General features: G+C 50.3%; 21 protein-coding genes and 1 riboswitch. Of the genes, 17 read left to right on the top strand and 4 right to left on the bottom strand.

The window, feature by feature from the left end; all coding sequences use genetic code 11:
• Nucleotides 1-47 precede the first annotated feature (47 nt).
• A complete protein-coding gene (locus SH451x_RS09505) occupies nucleotides 48-4,538 on the bottom strand; it encodes a PVC-type heme-binding CxxCH protein (protein ID WP_479362219.1) in 4,491 nt (1,496 codons plus the stop codon).
• Nucleotides 4,539-4,978: 440 nt separating this feature from the next.
• Between SH451x_RS09505 and SH451x_RS09500 the strand changes: the two genes are divergently transcribed.
• Nucleotides 4,979-5,464: a hypothetical protein gene (locus tag SH451x_RS09500; RefSeq protein WP_479362218.1), complete on the top strand. Its 486-nt coding sequence runs from the start codon at nucleotides 4,979-4,981 to the stop codon at nucleotides 5,462-5,464.
• Between the two features lie 87 nt (nucleotides 5,465-5,551).
• A complete protein-coding gene (locus SH451x_RS09495; RefSeq protein ID WP_479362217.1) occupies nucleotides 5,552-5,992 on the top strand; it encodes a hypothetical protein in 441 nt (146 codons plus the stop codon).
• A gap of 73 nt (nucleotides 5,993-6,065) precedes the next feature.
• Here SH451x_RS09495 and gcvP read toward each other — a convergent pair whose 3' ends face one another.
• Complete coding sequence (gcvP, locus tag SH451x_RS09490) at nucleotides 6,066-8,912, bottom strand: aminomethyl-transferring glycine dehydrogenase (RefSeq protein ID WP_479362216.1); 2,847 nt, start codon at nucleotides 8,910-8,912, stop codon at nucleotides 6,066-6,068.
• 91 nt (nucleotides 8,913-9,003) lie between these two features.
• A riboswitch (glycine riboswitch) is annotated at nucleotides 9,004-9,104 on the bottom strand.
• 270 nt (nucleotides 9,105-9,374) lie between these two features.
• Between gcvP and SH451x_RS09485 the strand changes: the two genes are divergently transcribed.
• The 9 genes from SH451x_RS09485 (at nucleotide 9,375) to SH451x_RS09445 (ending at nucleotide 17,189) form a co-directional block, all read left to right on the top strand.
• The gene (locus SH451x_RS09485; protein ID WP_479362215.1) at nucleotides 9,375-11,045 is read left to right on the top strand and encodes a formylmethanofuran dehydrogenase subunit A; all 1,671 of its coding nucleotides are present in this window, start codon (nucleotides 9,375-9,377) and stop codon (nucleotides 11,043-11,045) included.
• Between the two features lie 30 nt (nucleotides 11,046-11,075).
• Entirely contained in the window at nucleotides 11,076-11,972 is an 897-nt protein-coding gene (gene fhcD, locus SH451x_RS09480) for a formylmethanofuran--tetrahydromethanopterin N-formyltransferase (RefSeq protein WP_479362214.1), read from the top strand.
• A gap of 302 nt (nucleotides 11,973-12,274) precedes the next feature.
• The gene (locus tag SH451x_RS09475; protein ID WP_479362213.1) at nucleotides 12,275-12,898 is read left to right on the top strand and encodes a transposase; all 624 of its coding nucleotides are present in this window, start codon (nucleotides 12,275-12,277) and stop codon (nucleotides 12,896-12,898) included.
• A gap of 538 nt (nucleotides 12,899-13,436) precedes the next feature.
• Entirely contained in the window at nucleotides 13,437-13,742 is a 306-nt protein-coding gene (locus SH451x_RS09470; protein WP_479362212.1) for a hypothetical protein, read from the top strand.
• 163 nt (nucleotides 13,743-13,905) lie between these two features.
• A complete protein-coding gene (locus SH451x_RS09465; protein ID WP_479362211.1) occupies nucleotides 13,906-14,292 on the top strand; it encodes a hypothetical protein in 387 nt (128 codons plus the stop codon).
• Nucleotides 14,282-15,001: an SMI1/KNR4 family protein gene (locus SH451x_RS09460; protein ID WP_479362210.1), complete on the top strand. Its 720-nt coding sequence runs from the start codon at nucleotides 14,282-14,284 to the stop codon at nucleotides 14,999-15,001. The genes SH451x_RS09465 and SH451x_RS09460 overlap by 11 nt, the downstream gene beginning before the upstream one ends.
• Before the next feature lie 107 nt (nucleotides 15,002-15,108).
• Nucleotides 15,109-15,597, top strand: coding sequence for a hypothetical protein (locus SH451x_RS09455; protein ID WP_479362209.1), 489 nt, complete (start codon nucleotides 15,109-15,111; stop codon nucleotides 15,595-15,597).
• 657 nt (nucleotides 15,598-16,254) lie between these two features.
• Nucleotides 16,255-16,677, top strand: a complete 423-nt coding sequence (locus SH451x_RS09450; RefSeq protein WP_479362208.1) for a DUF7919 family protein — start codon at nucleotides 16,255-16,257, stop codon at nucleotides 16,675-16,677.
• A gap of 125 nt (nucleotides 16,678-16,802) precedes the next feature.
• Nucleotides 16,803-17,189 (top strand): hypothetical protein, encoded by a 387-nt coding sequence (locus SH451x_RS09445; RefSeq protein ID WP_479362207.1) that lies wholly within the window; start codon nucleotides 16,803-16,805, stop codon nucleotides 17,187-17,189.
• A 353-nt stretch (nucleotides 17,190-17,542) separates the two neighbouring features.
• On the opposite strand, the gene SH451x_RS09440 is transcribed toward SH451x_RS09445, so the two are convergent.
• A complete protein-coding gene (locus SH451x_RS09440; RefSeq protein WP_479362206.1) occupies nucleotides 17,543-17,734 on the bottom strand; it encodes a hypothetical protein in 192 nt (63 codons plus the stop codon).
• Between the two features lie 321 nt (nucleotides 17,735-18,055).
• Here SH451x_RS09440 and SH451x_RS09435 point away from each other — a divergent pair, with 321 nt between their 5' ends.
• The 6 genes from SH451x_RS09435 to SH451x_RS09410 all read left to right on the top strand — a co-directional run bounded on the left by SH451x_RS09435 (nucleotide 18,056) and on the right by SH451x_RS09410 (nucleotide 25,297).
• Complete coding sequence (locus SH451x_RS09435; protein ID WP_479357360.1) at nucleotides 18,056-19,216, top strand: IS256 family transposase; 1,161 nt, start codon at nucleotides 18,056-18,058, stop codon at nucleotides 19,214-19,216.
• A gap of 1,418 nt (nucleotides 19,217-20,634) precedes the next feature.
• The gene (locus tag SH451x_RS09430; protein ID WP_479362205.1) at nucleotides 20,635-21,348 is read left to right on the top strand and encodes a hypothetical protein; all 714 of its coding nucleotides are present in this window, start codon (nucleotides 20,635-20,637) and stop codon (nucleotides 21,346-21,348) included.
• A 189-nt stretch (nucleotides 21,349-21,537) separates the two neighbouring features.
• Nucleotides 21,538-22,056, top strand: coding sequence for a macro domain-containing protein (locus SH451x_RS09425; protein ID WP_479362204.1), 519 nt, complete (start codon nucleotides 21,538-21,540; stop codon nucleotides 22,054-22,056).
• Nucleotides 22,057-22,726: 670 nt separating this feature from the next.
• Entirely contained in the window at nucleotides 22,727-23,449 is a 723-nt protein-coding gene (locus SH451x_RS09420) for a hypothetical protein (RefSeq protein ID WP_479362203.1), read from the top strand.
• Nucleotides 23,450-23,543: 94 nt separating this feature from the next.
• Nucleotides 23,544-24,041 carry a GspE/PulE/PilB domain-containing protein gene (locus tag SH451x_RS09415; protein WP_479362202.1) on the top strand — a complete coding sequence of 166 codons (498 nt, stop codon included), beginning with the start codon at nucleotides 23,544-23,546 and terminating at the stop codon, nucleotides 24,039-24,041.
• Nucleotides 24,042-24,562: 521 nt separating this feature from the next.
• Nucleotides 24,563-25,297 carry a hypothetical protein gene (locus tag SH451x_RS09410; RefSeq protein WP_479362201.1) on the top strand — a complete coding sequence of 245 codons (735 nt, stop codon included), beginning with the start codon at nucleotides 24,563-24,565 and terminating at the stop codon, nucleotides 25,295-25,297.
• 410 nt (nucleotides 25,298-25,707) lie between these two features.
• On the opposite strand, the gene SH451x_RS09405 is transcribed toward SH451x_RS09410, so the two are convergent.
• Nucleotides 25,708-26,937 carry an ISL3 family transposase gene (locus SH451x_RS09405; RefSeq protein ID WP_479362200.1) on the bottom strand — a complete coding sequence of 410 codons (1,230 nt, stop codon included), beginning with the start codon at nucleotides 26,935-26,937 and terminating at the stop codon, nucleotides 25,708-25,710.
• Between the last annotated feature and the right edge of the window lie 7 nt (nucleotides 26,938-26,944).

The following is a 26,944-nucleotide window of genomic DNA, read 5'->3' as shown; positions in this document are numbered from 1 at the left end:
ATTCAAGCCTCGCCAAATGATTTACGTGATTCAAACCAGTACGTTGATTACTCAGCAAGCTTCTTCAAGGTCGTCATATATTCGACGACGTCGACCAACCCTTGCTGCTTAATCAAATCCTGTAAGTTGTTAGGCATCAACGATACTTCCAACTTCTTGAATTCTTCCACATCAGTCATCGGCATCTTACGTTCGATTCCGTCTTTGTCCCGCAAGATTATCTCACTATCGTTCTTGCTGACAAGCAATCCGGTAACTACGTTGCCGTCTTCGGTCAGCGCAGAATACGCTTCATAGTTATGCGAGATGCCCGCACTTGGATTCAGGATTGCGACATACATCGCTTCACGAGTCAGTTTATCGCCGATTTCCGAGAGATCAGGCCCGACGTTCTTGCCAACGCCTTTCACGATATGACACTGTGCACATGTTGCCACGGTTGTGAACACTCGCTGGCCTTCCTCTGCATTACCCTGCATTTTCGCAAGTTCGTCGATTCCAGGCAACGGCGTTCCAGAAACCGCGATCGGTGGAAACAACTTCGCAGCCTCTTCTGCGACACGTGGATTGCGAGCGTTGCGTAACGTCGAAGCAATCATCGTGGCCGCATCTGCTGGCAGCCGATTCTCTTGAGCAAGCGTTATTAGGTAGCGCTGACCATTCGGTTTACGCGACAAACCCGTAGCCGCAATCAGGCGAACACTGGAAGCAGAATCGATCGATTCGAGAAGGCCCTGCAGAATCTCAAACGCATCACCTCGATTGCTCAGCGAAAGTATCTGAGCAACGCGTTGCGCCTGAGCGATAGCTTGCGTATCGGTTGCATCTTCCTTAATCTTGACCATCGCTTCAATTGCCGATCGACCACCATTTTCAAGCGCTAGGTCAACAGCTTTAACGCCGTCTGAACTCGCCCCAAGAGCCATCGCAAGTTCAATAAGTCGATCGGATATGCCTTCGATCTTCAAGCGTTCAATGATCGCCAACTGGGTTGGGTCCGAACCAAGACTTGCCAGATAACGTTTAACCGCCGCTGCGATGTCTTCATTGCTCATCGCCTTCAGTTGATCATTCACGCGCATTGCGGCTTGCGTGACAAGCCGATCTCGCAGCCCTTGATCAATCTTCGAGTCTGACTTGGTCGCCAGTTCCATTAGTTCTTGCAACGCCTTTTGTTTCGCATCTTCTGGCTGAAAGTCCAGGCCACGCAGCAGACGCTCAATGTCGCTTTCGGGGGTCGCATCATTAACAAGCAGATTCACAATCCAGCTACTGGACTGCGTCGAACGGCTTCGCCAAATGATGTCGCGAACAGCCGCGTTACCAAGATCGTCTTGATGTTCGGCCATATACAGTTTCATGCATTCATCCCAACGGTCCATAGCAGCGATGCCAAGTGCTTCGAGCATCCAGCGATCCTTACCGTCGTATTGATTCGCAAGTTTCAACCAACGCTGCGGCATTTCCGCCGATTTGTCTTCGCGAAGAGCAAGTGCTACTTCACGACGCACTTGAGCTTCATTGTCATCCAGCAGTGGGTCGACAATTTTATCTAAAGACAATCCGGCCAATCGGCCAGCGCGAATCGCTGCAATCCTAAGGTCAGGATTTTTGTGCGATAAAGTCCGAGTGACATATTTCTCTGCTATAGCGGCATTGCTCGCAAGCATCCACAGCGCTCGAGCCGCTTGGCGAGGATCGTCTGAAGTGAGCACGGTCGCGAGTTGCGATTCGGCTTGAGCACCAAATTTGATAAGTGCCTGCATCGCCAAATAACGAGCAGAATTGGACGGACTACTTAGCGCTACTACTGCGCCTTCGATCGATTCAAAATCGTATTTGGGGATATTGTAAGGAGTGTTCTCAGGAGCAATACGGAACAAACGACCTCGTTCGGTGTCCTGCATCAAGTGTCCACCAACTCCCGGATCGTACCAATCACTCACGAACAAGCTTCCATCGGGAGCCACACAAATGTCCGCAGGCCGAAACCACTTATCTCGAGTGCCTTCGATCAAGTTCAAAATCGTCGCATTGTAGCCAGCCCCGTAATTGGATACTGGATATGCACGTACTACGTTCGGTCCAGCGTCGCAATGAATAACTTGGTTCTGGAATTCCTTTGGCAGCAAGTCCCCTTCGTAAACGGTGATTCCGGTCGGCGAACCGGCTCCGGTGATCAACATTGTTGGAACAACGCCCGGGTCATTCAAGTGCCAATGTCGCTCAGGGATTTCCATTTCCATATTGGTTCGCGGTTTCTGCCACGAATCACCGGTCACTTCATCGGTGTAGCCAAACTGTCCATACTCCATCACATAATTGATGCGGGTCGCACGGTTGCCGTCGTCGTCATTATCCGACTGCCAGACCGTGCCGAATGAGTCTACAGCCAGTTCATAGTTGTTACGGAAATTGTGGCCCAAGACTTCCATGTTGCTGAAATCCAAGTCACAGCGAAACGCCATCCCCTGACGATAAGGTGCGCCCGAATCGTTGATAGGACGCCCCCACTTGTCCTTGATAGGATTTCCATCCTTGTCACACAGTCGATGACCGGTGTTACCAAAATTAAAGTACAACTTGTTGTCCGGCCCAATCACAAAACTGTGAACCGAGTGATCGTGTTGTGGTTCGCCGGTATTTGTGAAGACATATTCTTTGGAATCGGGCACGTCGTCACCGTCCTTATCGATGAACTCGATAACATAAGGAGCAGCGCTGACGAGGACGCGATTGCCTAACACACAAATGCCCAATGCCGAATCGATGTCACGACCTTGATAGAAGACCTTCGAGGTATCCATGACTCCATCTTGGTTCGTATCTTCCAAAATCAGAATGCGGTCACCTTCAGGTCGGTCATTGCGATGTTGGCGGTAGTTGACGACTTCGCAAGCCCAGACGCGACCGCGATGATCGATGTCAATATTCGTCAAGCTCAACAGTTCAGGCTCCGACGCAGCCAGTTCAGCGGTCAAGCTAGGATGGACATCTAGCCCCGCGACTGCGTTTTCGGGCTCGCGCTGTTCGGAATTGCCGCGCGCTGGCGAACCAATATTCGCGGGAGCCTCATCCAGGAATACCAGGAATTGTACCGAAGTAACACTACCACCATTCTGACTGGTGCCACCATTGTCCAAGCCTGCGATCGCTTCGAACGTTTTCGCGTTTGGCGGTAGATCGTATTCGATGATACTGTCGGTGTGAGTGCCAATGCCTTTGTCGTAGCGCGTCGATTGAATCATTAGCGGACCACCCGACACGTTGCGATTCTTTCGCACTTCACCGAATCCAGCTTTGGCCTTTACCCATTGCAGGTCAGTTAAACTGGTGCGTTTGCCATCTGCATCGATCAGCGTCGGATTGATCCAATCGGCCCAGTCGCAGCTAATTCCATCTCCAGCGTTGTCAGCAACCAAGAACAGTTTCTTTGCGCCTTCCACGTTGACCGACACGTTCACTTGATGCCCCGGAGTAGCGCTGGTGACAATGGGAGAACGAAATGCCGGTTCGATCTTCTTGCCCAATTGAGCAGCAACTAAGCGAGCTTTCGTCGGTGCTGTGCCCAGTTGCGCTGTCGTAAGCGGAACATCGAACGACTCTTGAATCGATTTCGGATCAAACGTATTCGGCTTGTCTTCGTCCTGTCCTTCGCTCAAAACTTCCACAGAGCGAGGCTTCGATGTGAGCTGCGCCTGAGCTGGATCAATGCCTGCCGTCCAAGCAATCGCATTGGAGATGAGTTGCGTATACTCAGGGCGTCCCCAATTCCAATGGTAGTGGCCACCCGTGAAGCCGAATGAACGACCTCCCTCGGGCCGCTCGAATGCCCACGCCATATGTTGTGGTATGCCGTTAGCCACGGCCGTGCGAACGAACTGGTTCCCTTCGTGCGGACCGTCTGGACGACGCATCGTCGACTCCGGCGCAACCGCAGTCAAAATTGGAGTCAGCCGCGATGCATCTTCATTGAAACGCATGTGGAAGTACCATTCATCATTGGATGAAAAAGGCTTGACCCCTGCCGTGACTGGATGACTGGGCAGCTCTTTGTAATTGGCGATCCAATGCGGATTAACCGACCAATTGGTTTCGAAGTATCCCCCCAACCAAGCTTTGAACTCGGGGCCGCCCTTATCTTTAGGCACTTCGACCGCGTAGTGTAGGCAGACGAGCCCCACACCGCGATCCATCAACTTCTTCATCTCAGCAAGATGCGGAAGTGCAGGGTGACCGCCACCGCCATCGCTGTAGATGACGATTGAGTCAGCTTTATCAAGCACGCTAGAGTCTTTCGGCCAACCGTTTTGAACAACCTCGGTCGTAATGTCGAAACCACGCTGGGTCAATGTTTCGGCAAGGATGCGGCAGCCGGCATAGTGCTCATGTGAGCCATATCCGTGGCTGGGATTGCCAGCCACAAACAGAATGTGTTTACTTCCCGAAGCTTCGGCTGCTTGATCTTGAGCCCATGTAGAACGGGCGGCAGCGCTGATACCAAGAACGGCAATCGCGATCAGTATTTGATGTTTCATTAGTAGTCAATCGAAGTAAAAAGTCGAGTTGTTGTCACGGAACGTTTGACTGTGCGCATTTCAGCGAGGATTGGTCCGGTGAGTGCTCATGCGGCGAGTGGTCAAGCGAAGTGATAGAGTGGCGGCTAGAATTGCCTTGGTGGGGAATAACGTCTCGGTAGATTGTGCTCGAAACAACGCAGAATCGCAAGTATTGAATCGCAATACACCACTTCAATTGAGCCCAGCGTACAGGTCGGAGCATTGGCACAAGCGTATTGATCCGAAAACTTTCCCAGTTTAGAACACTTTTCTCACTCCGCACGCGCCACAGAGAACTATGTTGAATTGTGGTCGAGCTAGCATTTTTCAAGCGGAATCGGTCCTTTGACGGTCGATGTCGAATCATGGCGTAATAAGCCTGACAATTTGCAGCATATTTTCTCAAAGGGGGTCCGCCGATGAAGCGGGACAAACTAATCCTGAAATCTTTCGCGTGCCTCGCGGTTGGTATTGCTGCGAGCGTCGCAAGCTCCAACGCACACGCTCAATGTGCCGACGGTTCATGCGGTGGCGTATCCTACGCTGACGGTGAAGGCGGCTATGTTTCCGGCGGCTTCGGCGGCCAATCTGCTGCTAGCGGAAGCCAGTGGGGCTACCGACACGCTCAGCCATTGTTCGATAACTACCTGACTCAAGGATACGCAAACCAAGCAACCGCTGGAATGTATATCTCTCCGGTGGGAGTTCCTGGTTGGGTTGGGCACACCTACATAACGAACCAAACGTTATACCCACATCAGTTTCTGTACGCTCACCACGATCGTTATCATTCGTATTACGATAATGGCCAAGGCTTGAATCGAACGAGCGCACATTACTATTCGCCTCCCGCACGGACCGGGTTGAAGTATATGTATCGCCAAATTAGCTTGCCACGCTACTAACCAAAGTATCGCAGCAGCAGACGAGCCAAGGCATGGATGGATTGGCAAGTTGATTGTTTTTAACTACGACTTGAAAGGGAACTATCCATGCAGAAAATCACGAAGCTATTCCTAATGCTGGGCGTAATAGCCACAGCATTCATCGCAACTGAACAGCAGTCTCAGGCTCAACTTCGCGGCCGAAACTTTGTCAGTGGAAACACCTACGGTGCAGGTGAAGCAGCCTTCTGGGCTTCGCGCAGCACTTGGGGAGACTACTGGGCTCGCAACCAAGCGAACTCAACTCCATGGCACGGCGATTACTACTACTTGAAAACTGGACAGCCGACTGCGTTGGTTGTTCCGCCTACCGTCCGGATGCAGCAAAACTACTCGTGGGGCGTATCTCAAAACACGATTAGTCCAGTGTACCATCAATTTGGCCCAGGCCCAGCAGCTTCCGGCGGCGGCGGTATGTTCCACGCAACTCCTTACTGGCCAAGTCACACTAACCAGTTTGGTGTCTATCCAGTTCGAGGCCCTTGGTAATCGAGAATACCAAACCTGAAATTGAAACGTTAAACGGCCTGCACACCTGCAGGCCGTTTTTCTTTTACCGCCGCTATTCCGGCAGCGCATAACTCTCGAGCGGCGGGCACGCACAAACCAGATTGCGATCCCCATAGACATTGTCGACGCGACCAACCGGCGGCCAATATTTCACGCCATAGTCCATTTCCGTGTCAGGGCAAACTGCCTCACGTCGCGAATATGGCGATTGATCATCGCCTAGTATTGCATCGAGCGTATGAGGTGCATTGTGCAATGGATTGTTATCTGCTGGCCAAACGCCATCACGAACTTTTTCATACTCGACGTAGATCAAGTTCATCGCCCGACAAAACCGATCAAGCTCCTGCAGCGACTCGCTTTCGGTCGGCTCAATCATCAACGTCCCTGCGACAGGAAATGACATGGTCGGAGCGTGAAAACCATAGTCGATTAACCGTTTCGCAATGTCTTCTACACTTACGTGATGCTCCCCCATCGGTCGAGTGTCGATGATGCACTCGTGCGCGACCAGATCTCGATGCCCTGTATAAAGTATCGGGAAGTCATCCTTCAAGCGATGTGCAACGTAGTTCGCGTTCAGGATCGCAACTTGTGTCGCCCGCCGCAGCCCCTCGGCCCCCATCATGCGAATATACATCCAAGATATCGGCAGGATGCTGCCACTGCCAAATGGAGCTGAACTAACAAGCGGACCAGAGCGATCGGCATTGACGTTATCTTTGGGCAAGTACGGAGCAAGATGGCTTCGCACGGCAACTGGACCGACGCCAGGACCTCCGCCGCCATGAGGAATACAAAACGTCTTGTGAAGATTTAAATGCGAAACGTCGCCGCCAAACTTTCCAGGCTTTGCGACGCCGACCAAAGCATTCAAGTTTGCACCATCAATGTAAATTTGACCTCCGGCGTCATGAACCTTCGCGCATACTTCCGTGACAACTTCCTCGAACACGCCGTGCGTAGATGGATAAGTGATCATGATCGCCGCAATCCGATTCGGATAAGCAGCAATTTTCGCTTCCAAGTCACTTACATCAACGTTCCCATACTGATCGCACTTCGTAACGACAACCTGCATGTTTGCCATTTGAGCACTGGCCGGGTTTGTTCCATGCGCACTACTCGGGATCAAACAGATGTCGCGGGCGTGATCGCCACGGGACTCATGGAATTGTTTAATCGCCAGAAGTCCGGCATATTCACCCTGAGAACCCGCGTTCGGTTGCAACGACACCGCATCATAACCAGTTATTTCGCACAACATCGCCTCCAGTGAAGCGATCATTTCGTGGTAGCCTTTGCATTGATCGGCAGGCGCAAATGGATGGATGTTGCTGAACTCTGGCCAAGTAACCGGCGTCATCTCCGTCGCCGCATTCAACTTCATAGTGCACGATCCCAACGGAATCATCGCTCGATCCAACGCGATGTCCATTTCAGAAAGCCGTCGCAAGTACCGCATCATCTCCGTCTCGCTGCGGTATCGATGGAACACACTCTGGCTCATGTAAGCGTCCGTGCGGAAGCTAGCTTGTGCCAGCGAAGTCTTTTCCGATTCAGTTTGTGCGTCGATCAGCGAAGCGCCGAAAAGTGTCGCAATAGCCTGCAGGTCTTCAACGGACGTTGTCTCGTCGAGCGCTACGCTCAGATGTTCGCTATCGTAGACGCGAAGATTGTAGCCCGCCTCAGCCGCCGACTTGAGAATCGTCGCCGTCTGTGCGCCAGTCTTGATTGTGAGCGTATCGAAAACTTTCTCCGACACTAGCTCAGCACCTGCAGCTTGCAACGATCGTGCGAGACGCATTGTCAAGCCGTGCGTGCGACTTGCAATCGCTTGCAACCCCTGGGGACCATGGTAGCAAGCGTACAAAGTCGACATGATCGCCAGTAGAGCTTGAGCGGTGCAGATATTCGAAGTCGCTTTCTCGCGGCGTATGTGTTGCTCTCGAGTTTGAAGTGCGAGCCGGAATGCGGGCTTGCCATGCGAGTCGATCGATTGGCCGACCAACCGACCGGGCATCGTGCGCTTAAACGCGTCTTTTGTTGCAAGAAAGGCCGCATGCGGACCGCCGAATCCCAAAGGAACACCAAATCGCTGTGCATTACCAACAACGACGTCCGCTCCAAATTCGCTGGGCGGCTTGAGAAGCGTCAAAGCGAGCAAGTCGCTGGCGACAACCACGTGACACTGCTTCTCCTTTGCTGCGGCCGCAAACAGCGCTAGGTCTTCGACTGTACCATCGGTGGCTGGGTACTGCAGCAGCACTCCAAAGGCGTCTTGGAAATTGGCGTTCGTTGCGCTTTGATCGATTACTTGAACTTCAATACCAAGTGGTCTCGCTCGAGTTTTAATCAATTCGATCGTTTGGGGATGGCATTGCTTTGCGACCAGAAACACAGTCGACTTTTTCTTGGTTGATCGCAAGCACAGCGTCATCGCTTCCGCCGCCGCAGTGCCTTCGTCTAAGAGCGATGCACCGCAGATTTCCATCCCTGTCAATTCGCAAACCATCGTTTGGAAATAAAAGAGGACTTCGAGTCGCCCTTGCGAAATCTCTGGTTGGTATGGAGTATAAGCGGTGTACCACGCCGGGTTCTCGAGCACGTTTCGCAGCAATACCTTCGGCGTAAATGTGCCGTAGTAACCTTGACCGATCATACTCTTGAGAACTTTGTTCTTGCTGGCAATCGCACACAGTTCGGCCAATGCCGCCTCTTCGCTAACGCCAGTGGCAAGCTCGAGACGTTCGCGCAGGGCGATTGAATTCGGAATGACCGCATCTGTTAGATGGTCTAACGAGTCATAACCCAACAACGAAAGCATCTCGCGAATTTCGTGATCGCGCGGGCCAATATGACGAGCAACAAAAGGCGATAGCGGCGCAGCTTTGGACATGCAATACCTCAGGTCAATTTGAGAAAGAACAATAGGGACTGCGATCTCTAAAATTACTTCGGGTTCAACCGCTAGTAATTGGAAAATCACATTTAGCCCCTCTGTCCATTTACCTGAGAGATCTCGGCTGACGTACATCAACCTTTCCCCTTCGGTGGATCCGTTGTCGGATCGCTCTCCAGAGATGAATGTAGGATCGTACAGTTCTTGTTACCTGAGCGGTTCCGGGCTTTCACTTGCGCCTTCGGTGGCCGTTAAAGCGATTCGCTTGACGACTCTCTCCCGCACAATCCGATTCATACCTAAATTGTAGTTACCCGCCAAGCAACCAGCAATCGCAAAGTTCAATTGTGTCTTTCGCTTCGCAGCCGCAATTCAACCGTCTTCTTGCTTCGCAGTCGGCGAGTTAAGATACTCTGCGTAGACCTGACCTTTTCCAGCGATTTAACCTGCCGAACACCGTTGCGAATTATCATCCACAATGCGAAGAAGATTTATCAGCCCACTACGGCGATTTCTTCCACCACGCCTGATGACCCAGCGATCTACATTGACGGCGACCGCATCAGCTCTCCATTTGACAAATCGCTAGCCGACCGAGTGATCGACGCGAGCGGTTGCATCGCGATGACGGGTGGAGTTGATCTGCATACCCACATCGGCGGTGGCAAAGCGAATCTGGCGAGGCTTTTGCTATACGAACGCGAGCGGCCGATTCGACCGAAGTTCGCATCGGACGCCATCCCATCGCTCAGCAGTCCCGTTCCCAGCACAGTGGAAGCAGGCTTGCGATACCTGCAATTGGGCTATTCGACGTGCATTGAACCCGCCGTTGTGGCCAGTGGAGCCCGACAGGCGCATTGCGAGATGGTGGATACGCCTTTTGTTAACACAGGAGGCTATCTTGTGTTAGGCAACGAAGAGCTCTTGCTGCATCGGCTTTCGGAAAATCTAAACGACTCGGAACTTGAGCACTACATCGCGTGGATGTTACGGGCTACGCAATGCATGGCAGTTAAGGTCGTCAATGCGGGCGGTATCAGTGCATTCAAATACAATCAACGCGCCATGGACGTCGACACACCCCATGCACATTGGCATATCACGCCGCGACTGATTCTTCGACGATTGGCCGAGGCAATCGACAACCTTCGACTGCCACATCCGCTACATGTGCATTGCAGCAACCTGGGCACACGGGGAAATATCACTACGACGCTAGCGACCATCGACGCCGTTGAAGGCCATCGACTGCATATCACCCATGCCCAGTTTCATGCTTACGGCAGCGAAGGCCCTTTCCGCTATTCTTCTGCAGCGCGGCAACTAGCAGACCGAGTCAATCGCCAACCGGAGCTGTCGATCGATGTTGGCCAAGTGCTTTTCGGACAAACCGTCACGCTCTCGGCCGATACGATGCATCAGTTCGAGAATCGCAAACATGCGAGACCGCGCAAGACGGTCTTTCAGGATGCCGAGTGCCAAGCTGGTTGTGGCGTGCTGCCCTTCAAGTATCGCGAAAGCCAGTACGTCAACGCGTTGCAATGGGCAATTGGGCTCGAACTTTTTTTGCTCGTGCGTAATCCTTGGCAAGTCTTCTTGACGACCGATCATCCTAATGGAGCGCCTTTTACGGCGTACCCACATTTGATCAAACTGCTGATGAACTATGACTTTCGGATGGAGATTTTTGACAAGCTGCATCCGGAGGTTCGCAAGTGGAGTTGCTTGGCGGAACTGAAACGCGAATATACCATGGAGGAAATCGCGGTTATCACGCGGGCTGGCCCCGCAAAATCGCTCGGCTTGCTTGACCGTGTCGACTTGAATCAAGGTAGCCGTGCTGACGTGGTTTTGTTTCGGGAAAGCGCAAACATAGAACGCATGTTCTCGCACGCTGAATTGGTTTTGCGGAACGGAGAGATTGCTTGGGAGGCTGGTAACGTCAAAGAAGTGCGTGCGATGAAGTCCATCTTGCGCAGCGACGTGCAGTGCGAGCGGGAATTGCCAAGTTCCTTTTTAAATCTATGGAATCGCTATAGTAGCGTACCTACAGCATCTTTTTCGATCAGCGATGACGAACTGCAATCGCAAAACGTTGCGCTCGAGGTTACAGCAACGCGTCAAGTGTAAATGTACAAGCAAACTTAGTTAGAGACTATTGTGCAAATCCATGGTATAGAAATCGTCGATACGTTTGCGGAAGCTTTCGATATGAAAGCGACCAAGATCATTATCACCGCTGCCGAACCCACCTGGGCGCGACGCGCAGCCGACTCGTTGATTGGATTCGCGACCAGCGTGATCGGTTGTGGAGTTGAAGCCGGAATTGAGAAGATGCTGATCGGATCGGAGACGCCGGACGGTCGCCCTGGTGTTGCAGTGCTGCTGTTTGCAGTGAGCGGCAGCGAATTAGAAAAGCAGTTGGTACGTCGCGTCGGTCAATGCGTATTGACTTGTCCGAGCACTTCTGTGTTTGGGGCAATTGATAGCGACAAAACGATTGCGATGGGTTCGCATGTCCGCTACTTTGGCGACGGTCATCAGATTTCTAAAAAGTTTGGTGACAAGCGTTACTGGCGAATTCCGGTCATGGATGGTGAGTTTGTATGTGAAGACCGCGTCGGGCGTGTCGACGCAGTTGGCGGCGGCAATTTCCTAGTCCTTGCCGACTCGATCCATGGTGCGTTACATGCCTGCGACGCTGCCGTACGAGCAATGAAGAAGGTACCCGACGTCATCACTCCGTTTCCTGGCGGAGTAGCTCGCAGCGGCTCTAAAGTCGGTTCGAAGTACAAAGCCTTGCGGGCGTCGACTAACGAAGCATTTTGTCCAACGCTGCGTTATATCCCACGATCGCTAATCGGCGAGCAGCCGAGCGCCGCGTTGGAGCTAGTCATCGACGGCTTAACGCCAGAGGGAGTTCGAGAAGCGATGCGGGCGGGAATTATAGCAGCTTGTGAAGTTGGCCCTGCATTCGGCGTCCGCCAAATCACCGGCGGCAACTACGGCGGCAAACTAGGCCGTCACCACTTTCATCTACACGAACTGCTTGAGTAGAGAAGTCTAATTCGTTTAACTGTTATCAAAATTCGTTTAACAGTCAGCCGAAGGCGTACTCGAACTTACAGAGTGAGAATGTCGGTACGCTCCATCTAACAACTCGTTTAACAACAATCCAAACTCGTTTAACAGTCAGCCGAAGGCGTACTCGCGTGGACGAATCGAAATTCCAGGCACCTTGGGCTAACATATTCCCAAGAAAGTCAACCGTAGACGCTGAGGAACTCGCGACGCGAAAGTACGACTACGCATACGGCTAACTGGTAAACGAGCGAGCTATTTGATCGAGGGAGACAGCGATGATTCACGGGTATCACGTCATCCTGCCGCACTACGGATTCTGGTTGCCTAACGATCCACTTGGCTCATGGTCTGAGTTTGTTGGGAGCTGGGAGCTAGCTCGATTCGGCAGCACCACACGCTTTTTGGAGCAACGAACACTGGCCCAACTCACCGCTCAAGAACATGCTCAACTTAGCGCCATGCTTGCTGCACTGCGATACCCTCCGGTGGCATTAACAGGACTGCAGGCATTGTGCGTCGGACGCGGTTTTAAGAAACAATCGAACAAATCAGGCTATGAAATCTGGGCCTGTGCAATATTGCCGGAGCATACGCATCTAGTGCTCGCGAGACATTGCTACAAAGTCGAACGGATCGCGAACCTACTCAAGGGCGCAGCCACAAGTGAATTGATGGTAGAGAAGCTACATCCTCAAGCCGAACATGCGAAAAGAAACGGGCGTCCACCCGGAATTTGGGCAAGGGGGTTGTGGAAGGTCTTCTTGGACAGCGACGAACAGATCGAAAACGCGATTAGCTATGTTAGAGAAAATCCTTTGAAAGAAGAAAAGCCCGAGCAGAATTGGAAATGGATCACGCCGTATCGCGGTTTGCCCCCTGGCTGGGTAACCTATCTGTAAAAAACGACCATTTAGTTACGAGCTTGCCGTAAGTGTACAAACGAGTGTATCGGAGGAGCACAAACCCGTCCTTTACCAACAGAATCGTTTAACAGTCTTGATGTGGAATTCAGACCAGAAACTGATACTGGATTTTGAATGGACCGATAATGTGCCCTAGGATTATTCTCGAGACAGCGGCCACGGAGTGGTCGAACTTCCGATGGATTGACCCAGCGTTAGATCCACGTCGCTGGATACCCAACTGCTGCACACTTTGTCTCGGATCGCGAGACTTCTCGAATTTCGCCGCGTCTCTGTAAACACGGCCAACAGTAGAGTTTCGGAGTCAAAAATGCAGCACGATATTTTGAACTTACCGAGGTCGAGAGCGAACGCTTCGTCGTGTATAATTCTATGCTTTGGGTTGTGAGAATGTATGCGAGCATGTTTTTGCGCCACTCGCCATCACGGGCAGGAGTCGCCAATTTTCTAAATCCAATGACTCCTACTCTGAACCCAGGGCTTAGATCGATTCTATCTTCAAAGGAGTGTATCAATGCAAAGACCAATACAAGCGATTACTGGTGTAGTGCTCGCTTCGATGTTAGCGATCTGTGTCTTTTCTCTTGGAGCAAGACACGTTGACGAATCCGGAACTTGCAAATGGGAATACAAATTGTTGTCTCTAGTTCAAATTGGCACTGCCGTAGAGCGTGCCAACCGAGACACAAATAATCCGATCGACTTTGCCAGTTCCGTGAATGAACGCATGGAAGCAGAATTCAATAGCTTTGGTACAGAGGGCTGGGAACTCATCGCTATAGAGAACAGCACTGCATTTTTCAAACGGCCTAACAGGTAAGTGGAACTGTTCGGACTTTAACATCATACTGGTCTAGACAACTCAATAATTGAAGAACAAAAGGTTACAGCAAAGAGCGCGCTCGGGCGTTCTGACTTGCCGAGTGGTTACTGCTTACACTGGCTTTACCTAAACGTTCTTCGATTCAAGGAGCCGCCTCTCAGTGGAAGACTCGTTTCGTGAACTACTATTTTCCGCGTGCCAGCGGCCTGCCATGTACGTGGGTCGAAACTCACTGTGGGATCTTTCGAATTACTTTGCAGGCTACTGCCACGGAGCAAAGGATGCGGGAAAAGGACTCGGCTTTGAGTGCCGATTTTATCTTTGGGTCGGAAGCAAATTCGGAATCTTCAGTGCCGGATGGAACTGGGTTCGGATTCTCCAGCATGAATATGGTGAGGATCAGGCGGCGATCCACGCACTCCCAGGTCTCTACGATGATTTCTTAACCGAGACTGCAGGGATGTCTGACTCGCAATTGTGGGATATGATGGAACAGCGATTGATTGAGAAACGGGGGACCAGGAACTGGGCGCCCGATGACGCCTAGACGTGGACAAAGCCGCATTCAATATCGTGAACACAATGGCAGGACACTCGATGAACCAGGCGATCAACTGAAGTCGCGGAACCATCGTTTCGGCGATGCAAAATCGAACGCTGTGACTCGGTTATCGCGGCCCGTACGTCTTCGCATCCCAAGTAAACTTGAAGTTGATACTCGCATGAAACCGTTTCACGAATTTGACCTTTCCGATTTCTGGATGCCGGGGGACTACGCCAATGAGCAATACGTTGGGGAGCCGTTTACCGAAGCGGTTGTTGATAGCGTCGAAGCTGAACTCGGGTTCAAAATACCCACATCTTATCTTGCATTAATGCGCACTCAGAATGGTGGGATTTCACGACACTCGTGTTATCGCACGTCTGAACCAACGTCAGGGGCAAAAGACCACATAGCGATTGAAGGGATTCATGGAGTCGGACGTGAAAAAGACTGCTCGCTGTGCGGTGTGACAGGAAGCAAATTCTGGACGGAAGAATGGGGCTATCCGGAAATCGGTATATACTTCGGTGATTGTCCTTCTGCGGGCCACGACATGATTTGTCTGGATTACCGAGAATGCGGACCGGAGGGTGAACCGACAGTCGTTCATGTGGACCAGGAATCAGACTACAAGATCACTTTCGTCGCGAAGGACTTTGAAACTTTCATCCGTGGTCTTGAACCAGAAGATGCATTCGACGACGAGACTTAACATTGCGCTGCACAGGGGCCTCCGATGGCACGGTTTTTGAAACCAAAGTCTTTTGGCGGAGGCACCGTCACCGCTGCCGTTACCCCCAGGGAACGACCCGATCTCGAATGACACCGTTTCAAGAATATGCACACTTACGTTGGATCGCCGACTTCCCACAATGGGCGCATCTTAGAGAAGACATCAATGGTGAAGGACATCCGTTCGATGCCCACAAACCAATGCCGCTCGAAATTCGGTATCAAATACCTTCGCCAGCAAATCCCCGCAGCATGATGTGGGTTGTCTTCACGCCCCACGATATCATGGTCAAATTTGCCGTCCAAGGGTCGCACGAACACTACGCCCCAGATGATGACAGCGGTCCGGATTTCGACGGCGACATATCGGATTTCTGGCCGCAGGCGTACGAAAATGCGATCAGCGAATATGTTCGGCCAGTGATCGAGGACCGAATGTATGCTTTGCATTACGATAATAATTCGGTTCTTGTTGACAACGTCGAGGAATTCCTAAGGGTGAATCAGATAGCCTGCTGTCATTATGAATCGTGGTCTTTCCCCCCCAAAGAATTCAAGGTCGCGTACCTGGATTAGCAAAATCATGCGGTTGCGTTTGCATCTGTCGCGTCATCACTAAACATGTCGACCGCGCAACCGGCTGATCACGGTCGACTATGAAGTCCTGGGTTTGCAAGTGGCGGACGTAATCGTAATTTTGACTTTTATGGTTTACACAATACTGCATCCCGGTAGGTTCCGACGCCTGCGTCGTCAGCGTCAGTTTCTCACACTTGATGGCAACCGACGTGCGACGCAGAGGAATGGCGCCTGTGCCTTTGTTGGCGAGCTTTTAAGGTGCAGGCCCAACGCAAGGGTTAACGGTTTATATCAAGGATGTTTGATAGATCGCTAATTTACCCGGAATGTCCACGAGCTTCCACGAAAACGAGGTCGACTTTGTGTTTTTTCAAGAGAGTGAAATTGGAAGTTCACTCGGTGGCCGCGCCTGAGAAACTGGTGTTTCCAAGTTTCGGAGTCAAAGAAGCAGCGCGATATTTTGAACTTACCGAGGTCGAGAGCGAACGCTTCGTCGTGTATAATTCTATGCTTTGGATTGTGAGAATGTATGCGAGAATGTTTTTGCGCGACTCGCCATCACGGGCAGGAGTCGCCAGATTTTAAATCCAATGACTCCTACTCTGAACACAGGACTTATATCGATTCTTTGTTACCCCCTTCAAATAAATTGCCGTGGCGCACTTTGTAGACCTTAACGAATGCGACTACTTTGGCGAGGAACGCGCCGCAGCTCTCACTGCAGTCGGATGGCTTGATGCCGAAAACGAGTTCCGAACCGGCCCGACGGATGCACTGCTTTACGCCAAACTGAAAACACTTTTGAATGAGCCTTGGCAACCTCTGGTCTTCGGCGGCTGCCACAAATGCGAACTATGTCAATTTGACCCGCCACTCGGGAATGCAAATCTTTTTGTCCCCAATGGATCTACCATTTTCGTCTGTCCCGAACTAATCACGCACTACATCGCCGCACATTTTTATCAACCGCCAGGTGCATTTTGGACTGCGGTGACGAATTGTCCCGACACTCGCACAATCCAATACAAGAAGCTGCTACTCGATAGTGGCGGGCGATTGTTGACCTCAAAAACCTGATGACCATCGAGTGCACCTGAGTCGCAGGTCGGCCATTTTTGCAAAACTGCATCGCTTGGAGCGACCACGCTGATGCGTGGCGTTCGTCGTACCCGGACCGCAAACCTCAATATCGCAGATCACTCATGCAACTAAGATACTGGATACTTAGAAGAACGTTCTCTATTCACGGCGTTCTCTTCCTGATCACGTTCGTGGCTGTAGCACTGACGATCATTCCGTATGCATATAAATCGCTGAAATGGCATGATACGCGAGCACGACTAATCGAGTGGTCGCTCACGGTAAAGCGATCTCCACATGAATGCGAGTCCTTCACAACTCAAGCCGCAAATGGACAATGGCTAACAGTTTCTACCGCAGTTTTAAAAGTTGAAAAGAACTTCGCGAATCGTATATACGATGGTGCTTTGCCAGATCCAAGTCGATTCTTTGTCGTGCCACCGGGAAAATGGGTTGATACAATTGATCAAGTTCTTGAAACATGGGAAGATTACGACGGAGATTTTTAAATCGTTGCAATGGTCAAACAACATAGGCGCGGCGAACATTTTCATGGCCTTTAGAGTTTAGTCGTTCGTGCCGGTTGCCGAGGACATACGTTATACTGAACTTGTCGAGGTCAATTGCGGGCACTTCATAGCGTAAAATCCGTGAGCTTGGAGTTAGGAAGTGCGTGAGCGAGAATTTCTCAAGCAATTCCACACAAGGGGCCGGGTTGTCAGACTTAGTCAAATGCCTCGCTCAAAATTCAGGACTTTTGTAGATTCTTTCGGCGTAGCGATTCTCGTTCGTCCTCACGCAGGTCGCTTAAAAATCAATGACACCTCTTGCCAACTCAAACGTTACTCCAACTTCTGATCCACTAATTAAGGATACTTGTCGATTTGGTTGGCGGACTTCGATGTGCGTCGCCCTTTTGCTGGCGTCTCTCGCGAACCTTGCTCGCATCGGCCAATTTCCCGACGGTTACAGGATTTTCGTGCGACATGAGGCACCACCATTTCCTTACCCATGGAAAGCTGTGCTTATTCTCGGTTGTTTTATGATCGTTCATTCTGTGACTTTTTATGCGATCATTCGCCCAGAAAGCTATTCGAACAATTGGTGTCGGGCAATCATTGCATTTTGCCTTCAAATTCCCCTTGTCCTCTTTTTAACATTTGGGTCCATGCACCAGCCACCATTCTATTATTGGTTTTGGCTCTGGATGGTTAGTGTAACTTTGTTTCTGTAAATTCAAGTTATCAGCTATGGCTCGTTTGAGTTCGTGAGCGCAGCGAACGAATGAAAACGAGCCATAGCTGGGTGGCCCTCTTGTAAGAGTGGGCCAGGATTGGTTTCTTTTTAGTTACCAGACTGAAAGGATCCCAACACCATGACCCACGCGTTCCAATCTAACAATACTCACGAAGCTGTCCAGTTGCTCGCCGAGCACGGCTTCGATTCCATGGCACAAGCGATCCAAATCCTCATGAATGAAGCGATGAAGATCGAAAGGACCGAATACCTCAACGCGGCCCCCTACGAGCGTACCGACCAGCGTAGAACCTACGCGAACGGGTTTAAGCCAAAGACCGTCGATAGCCGACTCGGGAAGCTCCAGCTCCAAGTCCCCCAATCCCGCGACTCCCAGTTCTACCCGTCGGCTCTCGAACGTGGTGAACGAAGCGAAAGGGCTCTCAAACTGGCAATCGCTGAAATGTACGTCCAAGGTGTCTCCACTCGCAAAGTCGCTGCTATCACGGAACAACTTTGTGGACTTGAGGTGACTAGCACTCAAGTCAGCCGCGCTGCTGCCTTGCTCGACGAAGAGCTCGAGGCCTGGCGGAACAGGCCCATCGGGCAAGTCGAATACTTGATCGTCGATGCTAGATATGAAAAGGTACGCGTTGATGGAACTGTCAGAGACTGCGCTATTCTGGTCGCTATCGCCATCTTGCCTGATGGTCATCGAAGCGTCGTCGGAGTTAGTTGTTCGCTCAGCGAAGCCGAAGTGCACTGGAGAGAGTTCTTCGAGAACCTCTTGGCTCGCGGAATGACCGGAGTAAAACTCATTGTTAGCGATGATCATTCCGGATTGAAAGCGGCGCGCAAAGCGGTCATGCCCTCGGTGCCGTGGCAGCGATGTCAGTTCCATCTCATGCAAAACGCTATGCATCATGTCCCCAAAGTCTCGATGCGCAAAGAAGTTGCTGATGACCTGCGGGCCGTGTTCGGTGCCAAAGATGCTGTTGCCGCTAGCCAAGAACTAAAGCGAATGGTCACAAAATATCAAACCGATGCGCCCAAGCTGGCTACATGGGCCGATAACAATGTCCCCGAAGCGTTCGCCATCTTTCAACTGCCAAATGAACATCAAAAGCGAATGAGAACCACCAACATGCTTGAACGTCAGAACAAAGAACTCAAGCGTCGAACTCGCGTTGCTACGCTCTTTCCCAATGAAGCCTCCGTCCTCCGACTCGTTACTGCCGTCCTCGTCGAACTATCCGACGAGTGGGAAACCGGAATGAAATACCTTACCTTTAACCCCTGAAATCAATCCGACTTTTACAGAAAACATGTTGCTTTATCTCTGGATGCTAATGTTGGGCATAGGCTTTTTGGTACTAGGCATAGTCTCAATAATGTTTCACGATCGTCAACACATACCGTGTCGTGCGGCAGTTGGTGCCACACCTGCAAATGTCGACGGCACACCTGCGCCGACTGATGCAAACGCCAAGAATTTGCGTAATGCGTACTGCTCTACATGCAAGGCACAAATTACAATTGACGAAGACGAGCGATGCCAGATATGTGGCTGGCCGATCTGAAACAACCATGAATGTGTTCCGTAATGGTTTCTTGTATGGCCTGATTCTAATATTGATGGTTGACTCGCACTTTGACCTCCGTATCAATACGCGTCACAGGCGCATCCCTTCTTAGAGACATCCCAAGAGAGCCAGCTTGATCACGCCACGAGGAATACAACACAATGTAGCGCTTGAACTTGTGCGTAATAACAATCTGGCGACTTCCCGATCTCCGTTGTTTTCCCATATGACACGAATGCGTTTCCGTCTTTCAGTCCTGTTTTTCGTCGTCTTAGTATCCGCTGCTCTTGCCGCGTACTATGCGGAACTGAATCGCGGAATTGCGGTTGAGTATCAGGTGGCACGAAATAAATTACCCCGAAGTATTGCTCACTTGGCATCTTCGATTGAGTCGTTGCCTAAACCCATCAATTGATGAATTCGGAGTTCAGATCAATAAGCATGGACTGAACGCAAACCCTGACCATTGGAAAGCTTTCAATTTCTTTTGGCGAATTCCCGGGTCGGTTGAAATTGGAAAGGAATTTGTTTTGACCGCAGACTTTAGACCTCTCAAAGGGCACGACGGAGCTCTATTTCTTGAATCTGCAGCTATCAGGATCAAGGCACAGGGAGCGATACTATCCTGGCCAAAGGTCTTTCAGATCACTCACTCAAACTGATTGGCCAGGATTTCCACGTGGATCGGCATAGGGACTTGAGTTGCTCCGGCTGCCCTGCCACACCACCTAGCATTCGTGGACGCACTAGGAGTTTCGTCGCAAGGATGCAAGCTGACACCAACGCTGATCTATAATAGCCAAACACTTGGCGGTAACTAATTCAATCGATCGAGCCCTCTGGACTCGGTACGACCTGAAGAGAAGCTAAGCAGCTCACCTAATTTGACAGAGCCATACCAAAGACGTTGGCTATCCATCAGCCGTTGCTTTCGCCACGTACTCTTCCTTCTCTAGTGATTCATTTGGTAGACTCAGTCCTTAAAAGTCACCAAAACTATGCACAGGGGACTAGCTCGACGCAAGATCACGTCCACCGTTGCGCATATTACTGCACCCGAGTTGCCGATCGGGCGTTTCCTCGAATTAAAGTCTCTTGGCGGCGACCGGGGGATTTTAGGCCGTCTGCTAATGATATGAGATTTGTCCTCCACCCAGCACACTTCCTGCTGGCAGCCAGTGTCATTACGACTGCGCTGTTTCTAGCATCCCAATTCAATTCTATTTCGATTAAACCCAATCGAATACACCAGAAAACAGAAACTGGCAACAAGGCGTTTTTAACGGGATCGGGAGGTGGGTGGGAATATGCAACCGCTAACTCGGCCAACGCATTTTACGCTCCGGATGGTCCGACGATAATTCTTGGCCGTGCACAATCAAAAGCGATTGCTGAACTCGATGGCGAGCACCTGCCCTTTGTTATCGTCATCAAACACTCTCGAAATTGCGACTTTACCTTTGAATCCAAGTTAAGGATCGACGAAAAGAATTCTGACTTATTTGTCGAGACAATGGCAAAGGTCGACGGCAATAATGCACAGATCGTTTACTCGCTTTACTCCGAAACGTACCGAGAGATCAAGGAAAGACTGGAGATAAATGCAGTAGGCTTTGATCTAAAAGCTGGGAGAGTATTCCTTGTTGACATGTCAACAAGAAGTGCTCAACCTGAGTGTGAACAATTACCCATTTTATCCGTTCCCGATACGATTTTGCCAGCTCGGTTCAGCAAAGCTAGTGAGCTGGTTCTTCCTGTTCAATTGTGGTGGAGGAGAACGCTCGACGAGCACCTCAGTCAACACCGCGGAACAAATAAAAGCTTAGATGTTGGTTTGCCAAACAATTGAGGATTGAAGTGAGGTAAGATTGGCTAAGAGAGTGGGGCGTGACACGCGAGTGTTAGCCAAAATTTATGCTCCTACACTTGAAGTGCCGCAAGCAACGCGCTATCACAGGCTTGAGGCGTAAGATTTTAATCAGATGGCTCAAATTCCAAACCCAGGACCTAAACAGATTCTTCCATCAGCAAACCATATATGACGCGATGGCTTGTTCAGAATGTTGACATCCTTGATGCCACGGGTGATGGCGTGATCTGCTCCGCAAATCCAAGCCTCAACCTTTCTGGCGGCGTCGGTGGTGCATTCTTGCTTCGATATGGCAGTGAAATGCAGGAACGATTGCACCGGCACCTAAACACGCTGGGTCGAAAATTTGTTGAGCCGGGAACTGTGGTAATTACACCTTCGTGCGGTTCGCGTTTTACAGCTATCGCCCATGCTGTAGCGATCGACGGGTTCTATGATACGAACGCCGAATTGATTGCGCGAACTTATCGATCCGCAATCGAAAAACTCGCTGAACACAATTGCCGAAACTTGATTGCTGCTTGCTTGGGATGCGGATATGGACGATGCTCTACAGATGAATTCATGAAATCAATCTTCGCACTTATTACGGAACCGTTTGATTTGATCGATACCTTTACGTTTGTAACAACAAACATTGATCTCGCAACGACTATCGCGACGGGACTCGGCAACGCAAAACTCTGACGAACCAAGCGATGCACCTAAGTCGCTAAATCAGCAGTTGTTACGATGGAAAATATTCGGCAACAACTAGGTGATAGCGAACGTTATCGCAGTGGGTAGTGATGCGACGGAACAATGCCGTGATACCGACCAAAACGAAAGATAAACTGCCTACGTCTGCCGCTCACCCGGTTGGCACAAAACTAGTTACCGATGAGCTGACTTCCGCAGATTGCCGACTTGGCGTTGTGGTTTACGGCTAATCGATACGGCAAGTCAGAGGAGGATGGAATTCGCCTTGTTTTTGCCGCTCGCTACCTAAAGTACAATCTCGGAATATCTGCCTACAATTCGATACAACGATCTGGTTTCTACGGTCCGAATTGGGATGTATTGGTCTACGTCGTGCCGAGACCAATCAATTCTCAAATTCGCTTTTCCCTATTGGAAAAGGGATTTAAAATTATCCGCGACTGGTTTTCTTGTCCACGAACAGACCTCTGGCTCAGCTCTTCGCATGAGTGTAAACTGTGGTATCGGTCCGACGTCAAGCGTTTGGTCGCGATTACAGACGAATGAAAAAGCGATAACAATGTGTGGTAGAAGTAGCCCTTTATCATGCGTTTTGACTTGTAATGTGTCAACTGCTCGGGCTCGCTGAACTTTGCCGGAATCCCCCTAAAGCGAATCCATGGATCCAATCACTTGGTTCGAACGCGGCCAGTTTTTTGCGATCGTCGAATCACGTCCTCGACCCGTGCGTGAATGGCCGCACTTCGCGTTTAACATTGACCAAATCTCCATCTACTCAGACATTCCGGCACCGTATATAGAGAACCCCGATGACGAATCGTTCCCGTCGTCGGTGCGGCGTTGGTATGGGCAGATCGACGATCGGCTTTTCGTAGTTGATGTCTTTTACGACCTCTACCCGAACGAATGCCACCTTCAAATTCCGTACTCGGATTCACATGAATTCGCCTGGCAGACGCTTCTCGATCTACAATCGCTCCCCCCCTCTATTCAAACGAACCAGACGGTTGGGATATCGAATGATGCTGACTCACGAATACGCACTGTTTTGCGTTATGATATTCGAGGTTATTACTACCCGATTTACGATGGAAAATCCAATGAAGACTCCGAGTCGTTGATTGCCTTTCTTCGGTCACTTGATCCATCAATTGATTATTCGGTCGGTGAACCTGAGCCTGATATCGACTGGGTCGCAACCGAGTTGGTTGGTAATTCTCGCGTCCATCGTGCTCGCTATAATTGCCGTACTTCCGCACTCCGCTTCGTGTGTGGAATGTCGCGGCATTCCAACAACGAGTTCATCGTATACTCTGAATCACCTAACATTGATACGCGACGCTATTCGATAAGGAACGGCATCGTCAAAACCGGACTTTAACAACGTAGTGTCCCGGAGCCTCCGGCCGCGATGGCTTTGAAATCATCCTTTTTGGCGGCGGACCTATTGCCGCAGCCGTTATCGGGGAAGAGCAATGAACGAATCTGACCTGCCGAAGATTGAAGAATCGTCGCTTGCATTGGTCCCCGAAAAGGTTGTTCGCACATTTTGCGTTCTTCCACAATCAGTCCATGGAAATTCCATCACGCTTTACTGTCCAGATGACGCTCAGTTTCGGATAGAGCATGAGGAAACACTAAGATTCGCGTTGAATCGAACAATCGATTGGATTCCTGTTCCTCGCGACGTGCTTGAACTTGAGATCGAGAGATACTTCCCCGGATCAAAAGCCGAGATTTGGAATTGCAGTATTCGCTTCCGATTCAATTGTCCGCAAAAATGGGCTTCGCTGACTCCGACTCGTGTTCCGAATCAACGAAGCTGCTCCGAATGTGATAGAATCGTGTACCGATGTAACAACGAGCATGAAGCAAAATGGCTTGGAAAGCAGGGCAAGTGCGTAGCCTTAATCACTTCAGACGACTCAGAGTTCCTTGGCGAGGTTGATGATACTGACTGGAGAAATCGATAACAAAACCATGCACCTTTTGCGGCCACTCCGTGCTGGTTGCCGTTCGTGCATTGGGCAAAACACATTAGTGAAATGTTCGAAAACCGACACACGAAATCGACGCGTCAATTTTCGCTTAGCGATCTACTTTTTTTCACTGCAACTTTTGCTTGCACGGTTTCTGCACTATCTGGACGCCCTATCGGTCTTGGTCTTTCATTTGCGTTTTTTCTGTATTGGACGCCTCGTCCGTTCCGAGCAATGGCTTTGGCGCGAATTTCGTTTGGAGCATTGGCTGGATATTGTATAGCCCATACATTTTTTTCCGGTTCCTTTCCATTCGGACCGAGTCCTTCCACGCAGAATCTTTGTATCATGATTGGGGCGGTAGCAACGTTTAAAGTAACAATGTATTGGGTGTCAATCACTTGAACCGAATCTCGCGAGTCGGGTGGGCTTGAATTTTAGAATCATTTGCGAGTATCCGGGGACGCGCACGGTTTTTCCTCACCGAGACTCCCAATCGCTACGGAAAGTCGTTCATGCGTACACTCGTTGTAACAATCTGCGTTATCACTGCTTCAGCAATACTATTTTTGTTGGCGCATACAGCTTCAAAACATGATGATGGGATAGGTCATTCGCTTGGTATAACTCTCTACCGAGATGACATTCGAACCCACTCGGGCAGAGAACTCGCGGATGTGCTTTACTTGCGTTTTGCGACTCCAGTAATGAACGAATACTTCGAACAACACTTGAGCGATATAGAACCAACGGAGCAGGAGCTTGACATGTTCGTTGCAAGACTTGCGACAACGTACCGAGATCAGCTTGGTGATAGAGAGGAAGAAATAAGGCGAAAACTACAATCCGTACAAGAACAGTTGCGAAATGAAGATCTTTCCGAAGATAAATTGACACAACTTAGAATCGAGGAAATTGAATATCGCAGTGAACTTGATCCACCGGGCCGCCAAATTGCAAAGGTATTTTTGAAGAACTGGAAAATTCAGAAGCATTTGTACGAGAACTATGGCGGAGGGAGAATCCTATTTCAGCAGGCTGGACATGAGGCCTTTGATGCAAAGCTAAAGTGGTTAAAGGCTCAAGAGCGAGAAGGAAAATTCGCCATTTTCGACAAGATGCTTCGACGTGAATTCTACAAGTACTGGACTGAAATGGACCACGGGTCTTTTTTAGAATCCGATGAGGACGCAATTCGTGATCAATTCTTAGAACCCGTATGGCTCCGCCAACCTGCCGTATTACACTAGGATCAGGACGAAAGCGTTGGAAGAATGTAAGCGAGCTTGTTTTACTCAACTCGCCATTACAGGCCCGAGTCGCCAGATTTTGAATCGAATGACTCCCGCCCCGAACCCAGGACTTACGTAGATACTTTCGCCCTCTCCAATGAATATTAATAGCGTCGATGAGCTTGTTCGGAGCACACAGCGAAAGTCACGCTGGTTTAGAGTACTTGTAGCGCTTTGTTGCCTGTTTTCAATCAGCACCTTTGTGTTGGCTTATCTGCAGTACCTTTCGTTTGATTCTCGACGACAGACTTTATTGCTGCAAAACGAACTTGATATTCCAGTAGACGAGATCTTCACGGCACTTGTATCCTCCGACTTTGCGAAAGATGTAGAGATTATCTACAGTAATAAAACTGGTCCATCCGGGATTATCGTGGGTAGAGATCTAATCCGCCGCAGTGGAAGTAGACTGCAGTCTTGAAGTTCTCTACGTTGCGATAGCCGCCTACTCGCCGTTTGATCGACATGATCTTACTGTTCATCCCTTCGGCCACGGCGTTCGTGATCCGATGCGTACAGTAACTAACTACGTTGCCTAGTCGCTCTTTGATCGTCCGGGCTACGGACTTCATCGGCTCAAGCTTCGTATGGATCACACTGCGATACCACTTGTTAAAATACTGCGTCGCTGTGCTCGCATCGCACTGGTCCCAAAGTCCTCGAAGAATTTCTTTGGAGCACCAAGCTTTCGCTGTTTGCATCGTGCCATGATAAATCGAGGCGAACGTTTCGCTTTGTGCTTCGCTCAAACTCTCTTCGCCTTTGAGCCATAAGTATTTTGTCTTGCTAAGCCGATCATCTCCCAACGACAGCAACGAGCGATGCTCTTGCCGACGCACTTTATCAACCGCCTTGTTCGCTAACTGCATCACATGAAATCGATCATGCACGATCTTCTCTTCAGCAAGGGGAATTGTTTCTTTGGTGGCTCGCACAAAGCTCGGGCTCATATCCATAGCGATCGCTTGTACTGAAGCGATTTGATCCTCAGAAAGCTGAGAAAAACAGGCTTTTGCACTCTCGACATCATGCCCTTCACTTATAGCTTCGACTGTACTGTTTTGCAGATCGTAGAGCCTTGTCACATAGCTATGACCTTTGCGAAAAGCTTTTTCATCGATACCAAGGTGCGGGATTGGTTTGGCTTGCTTGCGAGCTTGGCCACGCTCGACAGCACGCTGCAGGATGTTGCAGGCTTGGTCCCATTTAATGTCTAAGATGTTCATGGCTCCTTTGACCGTTTGCGTTGCTCGCAGTACGTCGATCGCCAAACGTTCGAAGAGCAAGGTGAACCGGCTATGCTTTTCTGCCCAAGGCACCGCGACATTCTTGATACCATGCGTGGGACATTGGACGCGCGGAACACGTGCCACAAGGATTGTTTTAAATTGACACGAATCCAAATGCCGCCAGCGTCGCTCTTCGGCATGATCATAGCATGCGCCAGTGTGATCACACTGCGAGCACGAGAATGCTGCTTGATCTGGGTGGTGTACTCGAACGACAATCTCTTTGGCTACTTGATCCAGAACGACTTCTTGAACAGACCACGGATTGTTGAGTCCAAGGATGTGTTGGTACAATTCTTTGTCTTGCATGGCTGAT

This window comes from Njordella aestuarii (assembly GCF_056494165.1).
This window is presented reverse-complemented; position numbering and strand designations above follow the sequence as displayed.

Bases quoted from the DNA above. Each gene is read 5' to 3' on its own strand.
- SH451x_RS09505 (WP_479362219.1), bottom strand. From the start codon at position 4,538: ATGAAACATCAAATACTGATCGCGATTGCCGTTCTTGGTATCAGCGCT.
- SH451x_RS09500 (WP_479362218.1), top strand. From the start codon at position 4,979: ATGAAGCGGGACAAACTAATCCTGAAATCTTTCGCGTGCCTCGCGGTT.
- SH451x_RS09495 (WP_479362217.1), top strand. From the start codon at position 5,552: ATGCAGAAAATCACGAAGCTATTCCTAATGCTGGGCGTAATAGCCACA.
- gcvP (WP_479362216.1), bottom strand. From the start codon at position 8,912: ATGTCCAAAGCTGCGCCGCTATCGCCTTTTGTTGCTCGTCATATTGGC.
- SH451x_RS09475 (WP_479362213.1), top strand. From the start codon at position 12,275: ATGATTCACGGGTATCACGTCATCCTGCCGCACTACGGATTCTGGTTG.
- SH451x_RS09470 (WP_479362212.1), top strand. From the start codon at position 13,437: ATGCAAAGACCAATACAAGCGATTACTGGTGTAGTGCTCGCTTCGATG.
- SH451x_RS09460 (WP_479362210.1), top strand. From the start codon at position 14,282: ATGACGCCTAGACGTGGACAAAGCCGCATTCAATATCGTGAACACAAT.
- SH451x_RS09455 (WP_479362209.1), top strand. From the start codon at position 15,109: ATGACACCGTTTCAAGAATATGCACACTTACGTTGGATCGCCGACTTC.
- SH451x_RS09445 (WP_479362207.1), top strand. From the start codon at position 16,803: ATGCAACTAAGATACTGGATACTTAGAAGAACGTTCTCTATTCACGGC.
- SH451x_RS09440 (WP_479362206.1), bottom strand. From the start codon at position 17,734: ATGAACGATCATAAAACAACCGAGAATAAGCACAGCTTTCCATGGGTA.
- SH451x_RS09435 (WP_479357360.1), top strand. From the start codon at position 18,056: ATGACCCACGCGTTCCAATCTAACAATACTCACGAAGCTGTCCAGTTG.
- SH451x_RS09430 (WP_479362205.1), top strand. From the start codon at position 20,635: ATGAGATTTGTCCTCCACCCAGCACACTTCCTGCTGGCAGCCAGTGTC.
- SH451x_RS09425 (WP_479362204.1), top strand. From the start codon at position 21,538: ATGACGCGATGGCTTGTTCAGAATGTTGACATCCTTGATGCCACGGGT.
- SH451x_RS09420 (WP_479362203.1), top strand. From the start codon at position 22,727: ATGGATCCAATCACTTGGTTCGAACGCGGCCAGTTTTTTGCGATCGTC.
- SH451x_RS09415 (WP_479362202.1), top strand. From the start codon at position 23,544: ATGAACGAATCTGACCTGCCGAAGATTGAAGAATCGTCGCTTGCATTG.
- SH451x_RS09410 (WP_479362201.1), top strand. From the start codon at position 24,563: ATGCGTACACTCGTTGTAACAATCTGCGTTATCACTGCTTCAGCAATA.
- SH451x_RS09405 (WP_479362200.1), bottom strand. From the start codon at position 26,937: ATGCAAGACAAAGAATTGTACCAACACATCCTTGGACTCAACAATCCG.